This is a genomic window from Pacificibacter sp. AS14 (assembly GCF_038899935.1).
Taxonomy (GTDB): Bacteria; Pseudomonadota; Alphaproteobacteria; order Rhodobacterales; family Rhodobacteraceae; genus Celeribacter.
In genome coordinates this window covers 78,060-93,213 of sequence record NZ_JBBMQI010000008.1, presented here as the reverse complement: position 1 = coordinate 93,213, position 15,154 = coordinate 78,060, and the positions used below count along the sequence as shown (strand labels likewise).

The 15,154-nt window shown below is 54.2% G+C and carries 13 protein-coding genes and 2 tRNA genes; 12 read left to right on the top strand and 3 right to left on the bottom strand.

The window, feature by feature from the left end; translation table 11 throughout:
* Positions 1 to 51: 51 nt before the first annotated feature.
* Both WNY38_RS09930 and WNY38_RS09925 read left to right on the top strand, forming a co-directional pair.
* The gene (locus WNY38_RS09930) at positions 52 to 1,935 is read left to right on the top strand and encodes a TRAP transporter fused permease subunit (RefSeq protein WP_342857181.1); all 1,884 of its coding nucleotides are present in this window, start codon (positions 52 to 54) and stop codon (positions 1,933 to 1,935) included.
* Positions 1,932 to 2,513, top strand: a complete 582-nt coding sequence (locus tag WNY38_RS09925; protein ID WP_342857180.1) for a cupin domain-containing protein — start codon at positions 1,932 to 1,934, stop codon at positions 2,511 to 2,513. Before WNY38_RS09930 ends, WNY38_RS09925 begins: the two co-directional genes overlap by 4 nt.
* Before the next feature lie 540 nt (positions 2,514 to 3,053).
* Here WNY38_RS09925 and WNY38_RS09920 read toward each other — a convergent pair.
* A tRNA-Arg gene (locus WNY38_RS09920) sits at positions 3,054 to 3,130 on the bottom strand.
* A 303-nt stretch (positions 3,131 to 3,433) separates the two neighbouring features.
* On the opposite strand from WNY38_RS09920, the gene WNY38_RS09915 reads away from it, so the two are divergent.
* The 4 genes from WNY38_RS09915 to WNY38_RS09900 all read left to right on the top strand — a co-directional run bounded on the left by WNY38_RS09915 (position 3,434) and on the right by WNY38_RS09900 (position 8,366).
* Positions 3,434 to 4,483 carry a LacI family DNA-binding transcriptional regulator gene (locus WNY38_RS09915; protein ID WP_342857179.1) on the top strand — a complete coding sequence of 350 codons (1,050 nt, stop codon included), beginning with the start codon at positions 3,434 to 3,436 and terminating at the stop codon, positions 4,481 to 4,483.
* A gap of 168 nt (positions 4,484 to 4,651) precedes the next feature.
* Positions 4,652 to 6,496, top strand: coding sequence for a dihydroxy-acid dehydratase (ilvD, locus tag WNY38_RS09910; RefSeq protein ID WP_342857178.1), 1,845 nt, complete (start codon positions 4,652 to 4,654; stop codon positions 6,494 to 6,496).
* Positions 6,497 to 6,711: 215 nt separating this feature from the next.
* Positions 6,712 to 7,479 (top strand): metallophosphoesterase, encoded by a 768-nt coding sequence (locus WNY38_RS09905; RefSeq protein WP_342857227.1) that lies wholly within the window; start codon positions 6,712 to 6,714, stop codon positions 7,477 to 7,479.
* 188 nt (positions 7,480 to 7,667) lie between these two features.
* Positions 7,668 to 8,366 (top strand): GntR family transcriptional regulator, encoded by a 699-nt coding sequence (locus WNY38_RS09900; RefSeq protein WP_342857177.1) that lies wholly within the window; start codon positions 7,668 to 7,670, stop codon positions 8,364 to 8,366.
* Positions 8,367 to 8,512: 146 nt separating this feature from the next.
* On the opposite strand, the gene WNY38_RS09895 is transcribed toward WNY38_RS09900, so the two are convergent.
* Positions 8,513 to 8,588, bottom strand: a tRNA-Lys gene (locus WNY38_RS09895).
* A 103-nt stretch (positions 8,589 to 8,691) separates the two neighbouring features.
* Here WNY38_RS09895 and dapF point away from each other — a divergent pair.
* The 3 genes from dapF to WNY38_RS09880 are packed head-to-tail and all read left to right on the top strand — an operon-like array spanning position 8,692 to position 11,464.
* Positions 8,692 to 9,540, top strand: coding sequence for a diaminopimelate epimerase (gene dapF, locus WNY38_RS09890; RefSeq protein ID WP_342857176.1), 849 nt, complete (start codon positions 8,692 to 8,694; stop codon positions 9,538 to 9,540).
* Entirely contained in the window at positions 9,540 to 10,802 is a 1,263-nt protein-coding gene (mtaB, locus tag WNY38_RS09885; protein ID WP_342857175.1) for a tRNA (N(6)-L-threonylcarbamoyladenosine(37)-C(2))-methylthiotransferase MtaB, read from the top strand. Before dapF ends, mtaB begins: the two co-directional genes overlap by 1 nt.
* Positions 10,799 to 11,464, top strand: coding sequence for a glutathione S-transferase (locus tag WNY38_RS09880; RefSeq protein WP_342857174.1), 666 nt, complete (start codon positions 10,799 to 10,801; stop codon positions 11,462 to 11,464). The genes mtaB and WNY38_RS09880 overlap by 4 nt, the downstream gene beginning before the upstream one ends.
* Here the strand turns inward: WNY38_RS09880 and WNY38_RS09875 are convergent.
* Positions 11,461 to 12,126: an outer membrane beta-barrel protein gene (locus tag WNY38_RS09875; RefSeq protein ID WP_342857173.1), complete on the bottom strand. Its 666-nt coding sequence runs from the start codon at positions 12,124 to 12,126 to the stop codon at positions 11,461 to 11,463. The two genes, WNY38_RS09880 and WNY38_RS09875, sit on opposite strands and share 4 nt — an antisense overlap.
* A 257-nt stretch (positions 12,127 to 12,383) precedes the next feature.
* Between WNY38_RS09875 and petA the strand changes: the two genes are divergently transcribed.
* From petA to WNY38_RS09860, 3 genes are read left to right on the top strand one after another with little or no spacing between them, the layout of a single operon-like run.
* Entirely contained in the window at positions 12,384 to 12,947 is a 564-nt protein-coding gene (gene petA, locus WNY38_RS09870; RefSeq protein ID WP_342857172.1) for a ubiquinol-cytochrome c reductase iron-sulfur subunit, read from the top strand.
* 11 nt (positions 12,948 to 12,958) lie between these two features.
* Positions 12,959 to 14,284, top strand: coding sequence for a cytochrome b (petB, locus tag WNY38_RS09865; RefSeq protein ID WP_342857171.1), 1,326 nt, complete (start codon positions 12,959 to 12,961; stop codon positions 14,282 to 14,284).
* A 17-nt stretch (positions 14,285 to 14,301) separates the two neighbouring features.
* The gene (locus tag WNY38_RS09860) at positions 14,302 to 15,150 is read left to right on the top strand and encodes a cytochrome c1 (RefSeq protein WP_342857170.1); all 849 of its coding nucleotides are present in this window, start codon (positions 14,302 to 14,304) and stop codon (positions 15,148 to 15,150) included.
* The last annotated feature ends 4 nt before the right edge of the window (positions 15,151 to 15,154 follow it).

Here is a 15,154-nt window from a genome sequence, read left to right as displayed (position 1 = left end):
AGTAACGCGACACCGTTTGGGGCGCCCCAAACGGATGACAAGGGGCAGGACATGACACGACACTTCACAGTTCAAAACGCAATTTTCATTGCCGGATTTGTCTTGGGGGCCTATCATTTGATGGTTGTCTCTGGGTTTTTTGCGATCTCGACGATGCCAATGCGGATCACCCATGTGATGCTGGCCTTGTCGCTGTTGTTTGTGATCAAACCTGCCTCTGAAAACCTTGCGGGCACCAAGCTAAACAGTCTTATATCGCTAATCCTCGTGTCCGCACTTGTCATCGCAAGCCTCTGGCTGCTCAGCCGTTGGAAACCCATCGCCTTTAGCGGCGGCATCACGAACCAGACCGATTTTTACGCAGGCATTGTCTTGTTGCTTATCGTGTTCGAGGCCGCCCGCCGTGGCATCGGCCTTATCCTCGCCTCCATCACGCTGGTCTTTTTCCTATACCCCTTTCTTGCCCCGTATTTACCGGGTGTGTTAGAGGGGCGCGGATCGACCCTGCACCGGATCGTCATTGTCCTGACAACCGACACACAAGGAATCTACGGCATTCCCGTTGGCGTGGCCGCGACCTATATCATCGTGTTCACGATTTTCGGCGCGCTGCTGTCGAACTTCGGGGCGGGTGATTTCTTCTTTGAGCTGTCGGTGCGCTCTACGCGCGGACTTCGCGCGGCCTCTGCCAAATCTGCCGTACTGTTCTCGACCCTGATCGGCATGGTCAGCGGGTCTGCGGCGGGCAACGTAGCTGTCACCGGAACGGTCACAATCCCGATCATGAAACGCGAGGGCTATGCCCCGCACCAAGCCGCCGCGATTGAGGCTGTCGCCTCGACGGGGGGGCAGATCATGCCGCCTGTGATGGGGGCTGCGGCGTTTATCATGGCCGAAATTGTGGGCGTGCCCTACACCGCTGTAATGGCGGCGGCAATCCTGCCTGCCCTGCTGTTTTTCGGATCGGCCTTTGCGGTTGTCCACTTGCAGGCCACGAAATCCGGCATCGCACCCAACGCGGGCCAAAGCGCGAGCGAGGAACCGCTGTCGTCCGTCCTGATCAAGGGCGGGCCGTTTATTGGGGCCTTCGGCACGCTGATCACGATGATGCTGATGGGCTATTCCCCTTTCAAGGCCTCGCTTTGGGCGATGGTCGTTTTGATCGCGGGTGACATTGTCTGGAAACGCAAAATCGACAAAGTGTTCGCGGAAAAGCTGATCCGCTCAATCTCGGAGGGGGCGCGGTCTGTCGTCACGATTTCTGCGGCCTGTGCGGCGGCGGGGATCATCGCAGGCGTGCTTGGGGTAACCGGACTTGGGTCCAAGATCGCGACGCTGATCGATGTGGCGTCTGGCGGGTATCTGTTCCTCGCGCTGTTCTTTACGATGATCACGTCGATCATCCTCGGTATGGGGCTGCCGACAACTGCGGCCTATCTGATCCTTGCCACGGTCGTGGCGCCTGCGCTGGTCAAGCTTGGCGTACCAGCCCTGACCGCGCATTTCTTTGTGTTCTACTACGGCTGTATCTCGACGATCACGCCACCCGTGGCGCTTGCGTCCTATGTCGCAGGCGGAATCGCGGGGGCGAATGTGAACAAAGTCGGCTGGACGGCTGCGGCCTATGCGGCGACGTCGTTTGTGCTGCCGTTTGCCTTCGTTTACGGCCCCGGACTATTGATGGGCGGCACTTGGATTGAAAACATCATGGCCGTGGGCACCGCATCCGTGGGCACCTTTGCGATTGCGGTTGCGATCATCGGCTGCCTGACGGGCCGGTTGTCCGCCCTTCTTCGCATCGGGGTCGCCGTCGCAGGCCTGTGCCTGTTGTTCCAAGGCTGGCTATCCGCGCTGATCGGCGTTGTTCTGTTCGCAGGCATCATCATGCTCGACCGCACCAAACAAGCCACCCCAAAACCAGAGACCGCCACATGAAACACAAAGACTACCGCCGCGTTGTCACCGGCCACGACGCCACAGGCACAGCCATCATCGAAAGCGACCAGATCGCGACCCAACAGCTTGAGCGCCCCAACCGCCCCGGCGTGCGGCTGACGAATTTCTGGCTGACCCATGAGACCCCTGCCCAATACGATGGCCCGACCGAGACCTGCGAGGGCGATTTCATCCTGCACCCGCCATCACACGGATCGGTGTTCCGTTGCGTGGAATTCATGCCCGAAGACCCGGAAGTCATGGCCAAACTGTCCAGCGAAGACGGGGCGGCGGCGTTTGCCGAAATGGGCGCGGGCGCAAATATCGTTCAAGGCGGGCGTCATCCGTGGATGCACCGGACCGATAGTGTCGATTATGGCATCGTGATGAACGGTGAAATCTGGATGGTGATGGACAATGAAGAGGATGACGTGCTGCTGAAGGCAGGCGATGTGGTGGTTCAACGCGGCACAAATCACGCTTGGGCCAACCGTGGAACAGAGCCGTGCACGATCATGTTCGTGCTGATTGATGGCGTGACGCAAACGGGCCAAGTCAAGGGTATACCAAAGAGGTAGCGTCGCATCAGTATACCAATAACGTACTGTCGCGAGAGAGCCGTTAATGGTTTCATTTCGGCAATTATACCTTCGAACGCGCGTCAGCAAACTTCTGCTTTTCTTTGCGAGCGGGCGCGGCCACGCAGCACGCCCAGCCATCTCGAATAAGGCTACTTCGGATGCTGTGGAGGATATCTAGCAAATCAAAAGGTTTCGTTCCTCTTGGTAGGCCCTGATGTGTAAAGGTGGCGCTCATACCGCAACCGCCATCATCTGACAGGCACTAGAGTTTCCATTTGCTTTGAAAAGCCAATTTGAGCTACTGTTAACCTGAAAGCTGGACGCTTTTGCAAGAGATTTAATCCCTGTTTCGGTTGCCGCCGAACGGGGATTTTTCTTTTCTTGGTGTCGCCAGGCATCCACAGAAACTGGAACGGCCTGTACGGGTTTTGTACCGGTGTTCTTTACATGTTCCCGTACAGAAGCCGCAAAATTCTGCATGATCTTGCAAAGCGGGCAAACGGATAGGGCGTAATGCCCTGTATTTATTGGCAGATTTGGTGACCCCGATTGGATTCGAACCAATAACCTGCCCCTTAGGAGGGGGCTGCTCTATCCAGTTGAGCCACGGGGCCATGCGGGTTTGTTTTACTCGCGTTGACGCCAAAGGCAAGCCTATCGCCTCGGCGATGGAGCAAACTGAAATAAATCACTGTATGAAATAGGTAAGGGGGAGCGAATTTGGCCCACCACTCCCCCTCTAAATCCGAGACCGCACTGAGAGTTAGAGAGCTTGCAGGACGATTCGGATGTTCTTTTAGACTGGAACCATCGACTCCAGACCTGTTAGCGTTAACATAGCGACATAGGCGCGCGTGGACAAGGCCGATTTTCCATGTATGGTCATCTGTGTAAAATGTAGTGGAGGCCCGCACACAATGACGCAAACGCCAATCAGACCAATTCCCAAACGCCCATTGACGTTACGAGACGTCTCAGAGGTATCTGGCGTGTCTGAAATGACTGTAAGCCGCGTGTTACGCAATCGTGGTGATGTGTCTGAAACCACGCGCGAAAAAGTGCTGGTCGCTGCACGCGAACTTGGCTATGTGCCCAACAAAATTGCAGGATCTTTGGCCTCGTCACGCGTCAATTTGGTGGCCGTGATCATCCCTTCGTTGTCCAACATGGTCTTTCCAGAGGTCATGACGGGCATCTCAGAAATTTTGGACGACACAGAGCTGCAACCGGTGGTCGGTGTCACGCATTACAAGCCCGAACGCGAAGAGGCTGTGTTGTATGAAATGCTGTCATGGCGCCCATCGGGCGTGATCATTGCGGGATTAGAGCACACCGAAGCTGCCAAAGCGATGCTTGGAGCTGCCGGCATTCCGATCGTAGAGATCATGGATACAGATGGCGATGCCGTTGATGCCGCGGTTGGGATTTCGCACCGCCGCGCGGGTCGCAAAATGGCCCAAGCGATTGTCGACGCTGGTTATAAAAAAATCGGTTTTCTGGGCACAAAAATGCCGCTTGATCACCGCGCCCGCAAACGATTTGAGGGCTTCACCGAAGCGCTTGCCAAAGCAGGTTTGGAAGTGGCTGATCAAGAATTCTATTCTGGCGGATCAGCTTTGGCCAAAGGCCGCGAGATGACAGAGACCATTCTGAGTCGCACGCCTGACCTAGATTTTTTGTATTACTCAAACGACATGATCGGCGCAGGCGGTTTACTGTATTGCCTCGACAACAATATCGACGTGCCGGGCCAGATCGGTCTTGCGGGCTTTAATGGCATCGAATTCCTTGATGGTCTACCACGCCAGCTTGCCACGATGGACGCTTGTCGCGTCGAAATTGGCCGCGCTGCGGCGCAAATTATCGCCGATCGTTCAGCGAATCCTGAGACTGCAGGCAAAGAGCTGATCACCCTAGAGCCATCTTTGGACTTTGGCGACACGCTGAAGCGCATCAAAAAGATTTAAATGTAAAGGGTTAGGCCGTGCGGATCACGTATACGCATCCTATTTTGGTGTACCAACTGGAAATGCGTTGCCAAACCCCGTATGTATCCCTGCAAATATCTGGGCGCTTGCCCATTCCACATCACCGGACCTTTGGTTCCGTCTCACGCGAATACGAAAGTTAGCAAAATGCCTCATTACAAATCCCGCCGCTCCACACATGGTCGCAATATGGCAGGTGCCCGCGGTCTTTGGCGTGCAACAGGTATGAAAGACGGCGATTTCGGCAAACCGATCATCGCTGTTGTAAACTCCTTCACGCAATTTGTACCCGGACACGTGCACCTGAAAGATCTCGGTCAGATGGTGGCCCGTGAGATCGAAGACGCTGGCGGTGTCGCCAAAGAGTTCAACACCATCGCTGTGGATGACGGTATCGCCATGGGCCACGACGGGATGCTTTATTCCCTGCCCTCGCGCGAATTGATCGCGGACTCTGTGGAATACATGGTCAACGCCCACTGTGCTGATGCGATGGTTTGTATTTCCAACTGCGATAAAATCACCCCCGGTATGATGATGGCTGCGATGCGCCTGAACATCCCTGTGATTTTCGTCTCTGGTGGTCCGATGGAAGCTGGTAAAGTGACCATCGATGACCTTGAGATGAAAGTCGATCTTGTTGACGCTATGGTTGCTGCCGCCGATGACAAATTCACCGACGCACAAGTTCAGGAAATCGAAGAAAACGCCTGCCCGACTTGCGGGTCTTGTTCTGGTATGTTTACAGCGAACTCTATGAACTGTTTGGCCGAAGCCTTGGGTCTGGCGTTGCCGGGCAACGGGTCCACTTTGGCGACGCACATTGATCGCAAGCGCCTGTTCTTGGAAGCGGGCCGCAAGATCGTCGAGATCACCAAAACGCATTATGAGGACGAAAAACCGGGCTTGCTGCCACGCGACATCGCCAGCTTTGACGCCTTTGAAAACGCCATGTCTTTGGACATCGCTATGGGCGGATCGACCAACACCATTTTGCACCTATTGGCTATCGCCCATGAGGGCGGCGTGAATTTCACCATGGCCGATATCGACCGTCTGTCACGCAAAGTGCCTTGCCTGTGTAAAGTTGCGCCAAACACGATCAACGTGCACATGGAAGACATTCACCGCGCAGGTGGTATTTTCGGAATTTTGGGCGAATTGCACCGTGGCGGCTTGCTGCATGGCGATGTGCCGACAGTGCATTCCGATTCGATGGCGCAAGCGATTTCCAAATGGGACATCAAAGTTGCCAACACGCCTGAGACCAATTCCTTCTATCGCGCGGCCCCTGGCGGCGTGCGCACCACGCAAGCCTTCTCGACCGACAACCGCTACAAAGAGCTGGATGACGACCGCCAAAACGGTGTTGTGCGCTCTGTGGAGCACGCGTTTTCAAAAGAAGGTGGCTTGGCTGTGTTGTTCGGCAACTTGGCCGAAAATGGCTGTATCGTGAAAACAGCGGGCGTCGACGACAGCAACCTTGTGTTCAACGGCAAAGCCCATGTGTTCGACAGCCAAGACGACGCTGTGGATGGCATTTTGACCCGCAAAGTGGAATCTGGCGATGTGGTCGTGATCCGTTTTGAGGGTCCACAAGGTGGCCCCGGCATGCAAGAGATGCTCTACCCGACGTCTTATTTGAAGTCCAAAGGCTTGGGCAAAAAATGTGCTTTGCTTACCGATGGTCGGTTCTCTGGCGGCACCTCTGGTCTGTCGATCGGCCACGTTTCCCCTGAGGCGGCAGAAGGCGGGTTGATTGGTCTGGTACAAAATGGCGATCCGATTGAGATCGACATTCCAAACCGCAAAATCCACTTGGCGATCTCGGACGCGGAAATCGCAAAACGCCGCGAAGCGGCTGGCGCACTGCCATGGGGCCCTGCTGAGGATCGCCCGCGCTTCGTCTCAACAGCACTCAAGGCCTACGCAGCCTTTGCGTCGTCAGCGGCCACAGGCGCTGTGCGTATTTTGCCAGACGACAAAAAGTAAGCGCCATTAGGGCAAGCCAAAGTACGCCGTCCCGATGTGGGGCGGCGTTTTTTATAGCATAAACGTCAAAAACCAAGAAAAGCGATACAACGTAGGCTTGGGTCCGACTATGCTATGCTGCACAGAATATGTTAGACTGGGCCTTAGCAGCGGTGTGCGCGTTGAAGCGCCGCCTATCCAACCGTTTCAAAGGGCAAAATCTTGTGTTTCGAAATCTGTTTTCTCGAAAAAAAACCACTCATCTTCCGCTTCATGACACTCGATTTGAAGGTGCGTCAATTGCCCCGAATGAGCCACTGTGCGTTATCGGCGACATTCACGGGCAAATCAGCTGCCTAACATCTCTGATGAATAAAATCGCGCAAGACTACACGCCAAGTCGGCTGGTTTTTGTTGGCGACTACATTGACCGAGGTGATCAAAGCGCCCAAGTTCTAACCCGGCTTTATGAGCTGTCAAAAACTGATCCTGAAACCGTTTTTTTGATGGGAAACCACGAAGAGATGATGCTGTCATTTCTCGACGACCCCGCCAAATCGGGAAATCGATGGATGCGCTATGGAGGCTTGCAAACCATAGCAAGCTTTGGCAGCTTTCGTCTGGTGGAGCACAATACTTCCGAGGCTTTAGTTGCCGCAAGAGATGGCTTGAAAGAGGCCATGCCCGATGGTTTGGAAAGCTGGCTGCGCGACCTGCCGCGGTTTTGGAAAAGCGGTAACTTAGGCGTGGTCCACGCTGGCGCCGATCCAGCCAAACCTTTAGACGCTCAAGACCCTAAAACACTGACTTGGGGGCACTCTGATTTTGGGCGACGCGCGCGCGAAGACGGACTGTGGATCGCCCATGGCCACACCATATTCGACATGCCGCAAGAAAAAAACGGAATCATTTCTATCGATACAGGGGCTTATGCCACGGGCAGATTGACTGCTGCTCATATTACAGCAGGTAATGTGGAATTCGTGCAAGGGCTCAAGACTTAGAGCACGCGCGTCAGGCGAACGTGACGGATCATGACACCTGCGACCTGATTTTTCAGACAATCATAAATGACGCTTGCTGTCAGAACAGCACTCGCTTTTTTGTGGCCGACTGTCGACGCGTGACATAACAAGCACCTCGGCTTGACTTGACACATATGTCAACTAACATGCCACCTAAAGGATAAACAATGCCCGACCAAACTCTAACACTTGATATCGACGCACTCGAAGGCCCTTTGGGACAACGCGTTTATACAGCACTTCGCAATAAGATCTTAGACATGACATTCGAACCGGGCATGGTTTTGCGCAAAGGTGCGCTCTGCGAACACCTAGGTGTATCGCGTTCCCCTGTAGCCGAAGCTTTGGGGCGATTGTCATCGGATGGCTTGGTAGACATCATCCCGCAGTCTGCCACCCGTGTGTCACAATTTTCACTATCAGAACTGCGCGAGGAAAGCTTTCTACGTGAAGCGGTTGAAGTGGCCGCGGTGGCCAAGGTGGCAGAGGAGCGCACAGAGGCTCAACTGACTCGCCTCACACGAAACCTGCGCCTACAAGGCTTGCTTGTGGACGACAAAGACTATCAGGGCTTCTTTGAAGCCGATGTGGACTTTCACCATATGATTTTAGAATTCACGGGGTATCCCAAAGTCGTCCTGGCCGCAGGGCAGATGTCGCTGCAACTGCGCCGCGCGCGCATGTTATTGTTGCCTGAACAGGGCCGCCCCGCCGAAGCCGTAGCAGATCATCACGCGATTCTGGATGCCATCAAAGCGCAAGATCCAGATGCAGCCCGCGCCGCCATGTCAGTCCACCTGCGCCAATTGATCAAACGTATTGTCCCCTTGGAACGCCAGCACCCCACATATTTCCGTCATATGTAAATGATACCCTTAGCTGAAGCGTGGCATGGCAGCTTCAGTGTGGACCACTTTTAGCGTTTCAATTTGATAAGGTTTTGAAAAATTAAAGCTTCAAACAAAAAGAGCGCCCAAAGGGCGCACTTTTGATACCACGCTGAAAGAAGAAGTGGTGAGCCCTGATGGGTTCGAACCATCGACCTACTGATTAAAAGTCAGTTGCTCTACCGGCTGAGCTAAGGGCCCACTTCTTAGTGGTGGGGCGGATTTACCGCTGCAGGGTGGGAGCGTCAAGCACAAAACTGAGAATATCTTTTAAAAGATGCCATCAAGGTTTATATGCCTAAATATGAACACCGATCAAAACACCGCCCCCCCCCACGATACCACGCTTTCTTTCCTTAAAATGCATGGTCTTGGTAATGATTTCGTTATTATCGATTCGCGAGGACGCGAAGCGCAAATAACGCCTGCCTTGGCCAAGGCGATCGGGAATCGGAACTGTGGCGTCGGATTTGATCAGCTTGCAGAGATTCGCGACTCGGATTCAGCCGACGTTGATCTGGATTTTTGGAACAGCGATGGGTCGCGGGCTGGCGCTTGTGGCAATGCCACGCGCTGTGTCGGACGTCTGTTGATCAATGAGACGGGCAAAGATGCTGTGACCATTCGAACCGAGCGCGGCATTTTGCAGGCTGTGCGCGCAGGCGATGAGGTGTCCGTCAATATGGGCCATCCTTTGCTGAACTGGGATCAGGTGCCGCTGTCGCATGATGTCGATGTCGAACATCTGCCGCTTGCGGGCGATCCTGTGGCTGTTGGCATGGGCAACCCTCATGCTGTGTTCTTTGTGGATGACGCGGAAACTGTAGATGTTGAGGGCGTTGGGCCAACGGTTGAGCACGACTTGCTGTTTCCTGAGCACACCAACGTGGAATTCGCGCAAGTGCGCAGCCCTGACGAAATTCGGATGCGGGTGTGGGAACGCGGTGCGGGCATCACCATGGCCTGTGGCTCTGGCGCCTGCGCCACGGTTGTGGCTTCGGCCACACGCGGCCTGACGAAGCGCAAGGTGCGCATGGAGATGGATGGGGGCTGGATCACGCTCGACTGGCGCGACGATGGCGTATGGATGACCGGGCCAACGACCTTGGTGTTTGTCGGTACTTTTAGCACCGCCTTTTTGGAGCAAATCTAATGGCTGCCAACCCGCCGATTTTTGCCACGCTGGGCTGTCGCCTGAACGCTTATGAAACCGAAGCGATGAAAGAACTTGCTGCCGAGGCGGGTGTTCAAGATGCCGTGGTGGTCAACACCTGCGCCGTCACTGCCGAAGCTGTGCGCAAAGCCCGCCAAGAGATTCGCAAACTACGCCGCGAAAACCCTGAGGCAAAGATCATTGTCACGGGCTGCGCGGCGCAAACCGAACCTGCGACCTTTTCCAGTATGGATGAGGTCGATGTGGTGATCGGCAACACCGAGAAAATGCAGGCTGAGACATGGAACGCCATGGGGCCTGACTTTATTGGCCAAACAGAGCGCGTTCAGGTCGATGATATTATGTCCGTGACCGAAACTGCTGGTCATTTGATCGATGGGTTTGGCACGCGCAGCCGCGCCTATGTGCAGGTGCAAAACGGCTGCGATCACCGCTGTACCTTTTGTATCATTCCCTATGGTCGTGGCAATTCGCGCTCTGTGCCTGCAGGTGTTGTGGTCGATCAGATCAAGCGTCTTGTGGACAAGGGCTATAATGAGGTCGTGTTGACGGGCGTCGATTTAACATCTTGGGGGGCCGATTTACCCGCTTTGCCGCGCTTGGGCGATTTGGTCATGCGTATTTTGAAACTCATCCCTGATTTGGCGCGCCTGCGCATCAGTTCAATTGATTCGATTGAGGCCGATGATGCGCTGATGGAAGCCATCGCCACCGAGCCGCGTTTGATGCCACATTTGCACCTGTCGTTGCAGCACGGTGATGATCTGATTCTCAAACGCATGGCGCGACGGCATTTGCGCGACGATGCGATCAAATTCTGTGAGGACGCGAAAAGATTGCGCCCCGACATGACCTTTGGCGCGGATATTATTGCGGGTTTTCCGACAGAGACTGACGTGCATTTCGAAAATTCGCTCAAACTGGTCAGTGATTGCGATCTGACGTGGCTGCATGTGTTCCCTTATTCAAAACGCGAGGGGACGCCTGCGGCCAAAATCCCGACGCAAGTGAATGGCGCGGTCATAAAAGAGCGCGCTGCACGGTTGCGCGCCGCAGGGGATGCTCAAGTGCAAAAACATCTGACTGCTCAAATTGGCCGCACTCATCGTATTTTGATGGAAAATCCCCAAATGGGACGCACAGAGCAGTTCACCGAAGTGCATTTTGACACACCACGAGTTGAAGGATCACTGGTCACCTCGACAATCCTTGGCCTCAACGGCACGCAATTGATCGCATGACAGCCACGCTTGATCACCCGATTCTCTATAATTTTCGCCGCTGCCCCTATGCAATGCGCGCGCGTTTGGCGCTGTTGAGTGCTGGGATCACGGTAGAAGTGCGCGAAATTATTTTGCGCGCCAAGCCCACACATATGTTGGAACTGTCGCCTAAGGGCACCGTGCCAGTGTTGTGGCTTGGCGGAACTGATGTTGTTGACGAGAGCCGTGACATTATGGACTGGGCCTTGGGGCAGAACGATCCAGAGGGCCTGCTGGACATGCCAGCCGAGGGCGCCGATTGGATTGCCGCCATTGAGGGCCCGTTCAAAAATGCGCTAGACCGCTACAAATACGCGACGCGGTATGAAGGTGTGGATCGAGAGATTGAGCGTGCAAATGCCGAATCGATTTTGCTGTCCGTGAACAAGCAGCTGCGTCAAACTGATTGGTTGTTTTCAGATCGTCCCTGTTTGGCGGATTTGGCCACGATCACCTTTGTACGCCAATTCGCCAATGTGGACCGCGCATGGTTTGATGCGCAGAGTTGGATCGGCGTCAAAGGGTGGTTGGAACGGTTTTTGGTATCTGATCGCTTTGCAGATATAATGCAAAAGTACCCGCTGTGGTGTGAAGGCGCACCAAGCGGGTATTTTCCAGATATCAAACGGTCGGGAAGCTAAAAAGAGTAACCAACGCCGATATTTAGAGCGTTTGTGATGATATTTGCCTCAAGAGACCCGCCATTGTCCAACTCGATGTTGTTCATGGAAAACGTGCCTTGGTATTCGGCAAAAGCGCCCCAATGATCATTAATGGCGTAGCTGACGCCGGCTGTCGCCCGAACGGCAGGGCCCGTCACCTGATAGCCATAAGTATGTGACCCACCGGTGGCCTCAATATCGACATGGGGCATGGCAAAGCCAACGCCACCACCGACATAAGGGGTTAATTTCTCACCCCACTGAGCCGGCCAACGGCGCATCACGTTGACCGTAATGATGTTGAGACCATCTGTAAGCTCGAACCGGTCGTATCCATTTGTCGTAAGCGTCTCGTCATCTGCGTAAACTTTATCGTGGGTGACCTCAGTTCCCCAGCCCCAGTTGTTTGGGCGCCAAAGCGTCGCCCTCACACCGTAGTAGGGCGGTGCCTCAAAGCTTTTGCCATCCCATCCCGCGGTAAATGTGTCTGTCCATGTTGCCTCAGGATCGTCACCCGTAATCACAGTATGGGGTGCTGTCTGATAGCCCCCATAAAAAGAAATTTCAGTGTCGGCATTTGCAGACAACGGGATGGCGGCAAGGGCTGTTGTGAAAAGCACGGCAGAGGATGTTCGAAACATGGCCATATCCAAATATAAGAGGAATCGCACAAAAATGCATCTCTATATTAGTTGAGTTTACGTGACTTTGGCAACAGAGCTCACAAAACGATATGCCAACAAACTGTGCTCCCGCGACAACGCGCCCCACTTGCGACGTAATGCACGCTGGACGTAGCGCGATGACGCGGCTAAAAGCGCCTCAGCAGGGCTTCGGGAAACCGTGGCCTTCTTATGCATTGGCCGGATTACCGGCTTGAGACAATGGAGAATTGCTCGTGTCCCACGCAGACGAACACGAAGGCAACCGCCGCGACTTTTTGTACTACGCCACAGCTGGCGCTGGTGCAGTCGCGACAGGCGCCGCAGTATGGCCGCTGGTCAACCAAATGAACCCCTCCGCGGATGTTAAGGCTTTGTCCTCTATTCGCGTCGACATCAGCGATATCGAAGTCGGCACACAGCTGACTGTGAAATGGCGCGGCAAACCCGTGTTCATTCGTCGCCGTACGCAAGACGAAATAGACGCCGCACGCGCCGTCGATCTTTCCGTATTGATTGATGGTAACGCTGAAAATGACAACCTCGCGGCTGGCGCTGATGCTGCCGACGCAAACCGCACGCTGGACGAAAACGGCGAATGGTTGGTGATGATGGGTGTATGTACCCACCTTGGCTGTGTCCCGCTTGGCGATGGCTCTGGCGATTTTGGTGGTTGGTTCTGCCCTTGTCACGGCTCTCATTACGATACAGCTGGCCGCATCCGCAAAGGCCCAGCTCCACGCAACCTGCCTGTTCCAGTAGCTGCCTTTGATGGCGACACTGAAATCGTATTGGGCTGAGGGAGAAACTGATGTCTGGTATTCCGCACGACCACTACGAACCTAAAACAGGTATCGAAAAGTGGATTAATGGTCGCCTGCCAATTATTGGCCTTGTTCATTCAACATTGACGGCACCTACCCCTAAAAACCTGAACTGGATGTGGATTTGGGGCATTGTCCTCGCGTTCTGTCTGGTTTTGCAAATCGTCACCGGTATCGTTCTTGTGATGCATTACACGCCACACGTTGATATGGCCTTTGCCTCTGTTGAGCACATCATGCGCGACGTGAACGGCGGCCATATGTTGCGTTACTTGCACGCAAACGGTGCGTCTTTGTTCTTTATCGCTGTGTATCTGCACATTTTCCGCGGTCTCTACTATGGCTCCTACAAAGCCCCACGCGAGATCACATGGATCATCGGCATGCTCATCTACTTGCTTATGATGGCGACTGGTTTCTTGGGCTACGTTTTGCCTTGGGGTCAGATGTCCTTCTGGGGTGCGACTGTGATCACCGGCCTGTTCGGCGCGATCCCATTCGTTGGTGAAGCCTTGCAAACGTGGCTTTTGGGCGGACCGGCTGTGGACAACGCCACGCTGAACCGCTTCTTCTCACTGCACTACTTGCTGCCATTCGTGATTGCTGGCCTTGTGATTGTTCACATCTGGGCCTTCCACCACACAGGCAACAACAACCCAACAGGTGTTGAAGTACGTCGTGGATCTAAAGCCGAAGTGAAAAAAGACACCTTGCCGTTCTGGCCATACTTTGTGATCAAAGATCTCTTTGCGCTCGGCATTGTTTTGGTGGCGTTCTTCGCGGTCGTTGGCTTTATGCCAAACTACCTCGGTCACCCTGATAACTACATCCCTGCAAACCCTCTCTCGACACCTTCGCACATCGTTCCTGAATGGTACTACTTGCCGTTTTACGCGATTTTGCGCGCCTTCACTGCAGATGTATGGGCGGTTCAATTCGCCTCCTTCATCACAGCGGGCATCGTTGATGCGAAATTCTTTGGTGTTCTGGCGATGTTCGGTGCGATCTTTGTTATGGCCTTGGCGCCATGGCTCGACACATCCTCTGTACGGTCTGGCAAATACCGCCCGATGTTCAAATGGTGGTTCACTCTGCTCTGCGTCGACTTCATGGTTCTGATGTGGGTTGGTGCACGTGACACTGAGTTCCCACATGACTGGATCTCTTTGATCGGTGCAACATACTGGTTCGCCTACTTCTTGGTGATCTTGCCACTTCTCGGCGTGTTCGAGAAACCATTGCCACTGCCTGCGACCATCGAAGATGACTTCGTGGCTCACTATCCTGGCGCTGCCAAAGACTCGGCAGAGTGAGAAAGGACTTAGGAACAATGTTTAAGAAACTTACTCTCTCCGCTTTTACCGCACTGGCGCTTGGCGCTGGTGGGGCAATGGCTGCCGGTGACACAGGTCACATGCACGACGTGGACTTCAGCTTTGAAGGTCCGTTTGGCACATACGATCAGAACCAACTTCAACGTGGTCTTCAGATCTACACCGAAGTCTGTTCAGCCTGTCACGGCCTACAGCACGTGCCAATTCGCACACTTGCCGACGAAGGCGGGCCACACCTGCCAGAAGATCAAGTGCGCGCCTATGCTGGCCAGTTCGACATCTATGATGCTGAACTCGATGACGACCGCCCCCGCATACCGGCTGACCATTTCCCGACATCGTCAGATTCCACCATTCCGGATCTGTCACTTATGGCAAAAGCACGCGCGGGCTTTCATGGCCCAATGGGTACGGGTATGAGCCAGCTCTTCAACGGCATCGGCGGCCCAGAATACATCGTATCTATCTTGACGGGTTACGTTGATGCACCAGCTTGTGCGCCTGAGGATTTCCCTGGCTACTACAATCAAGCATTTGCACCCGGTGGTTACCCTGATGAGTGCAAAGACGAGCACGGGGCTCATACAACCAGCGGCAGCTGGATCGCTATGGCGCAACCACTTTACGGTGAAGACGTTGAATTCGCTGACGAACACTCTAACGAGCTGCACCACGAAGCCGAAGATGTTGCCTCATTCTTGATGTGGACAGCAGAGCCAAAAATGATGGCCCGCAAACAAGCCGGTTTCGTTGCTGTGACGTTCCTCTTCTTGCTGACTGTTCTGCTGTACCTCACAAACAAGAAATTGTGGGCACCGCACAAAGGCAAAAAATTCGACCTGTAAATTC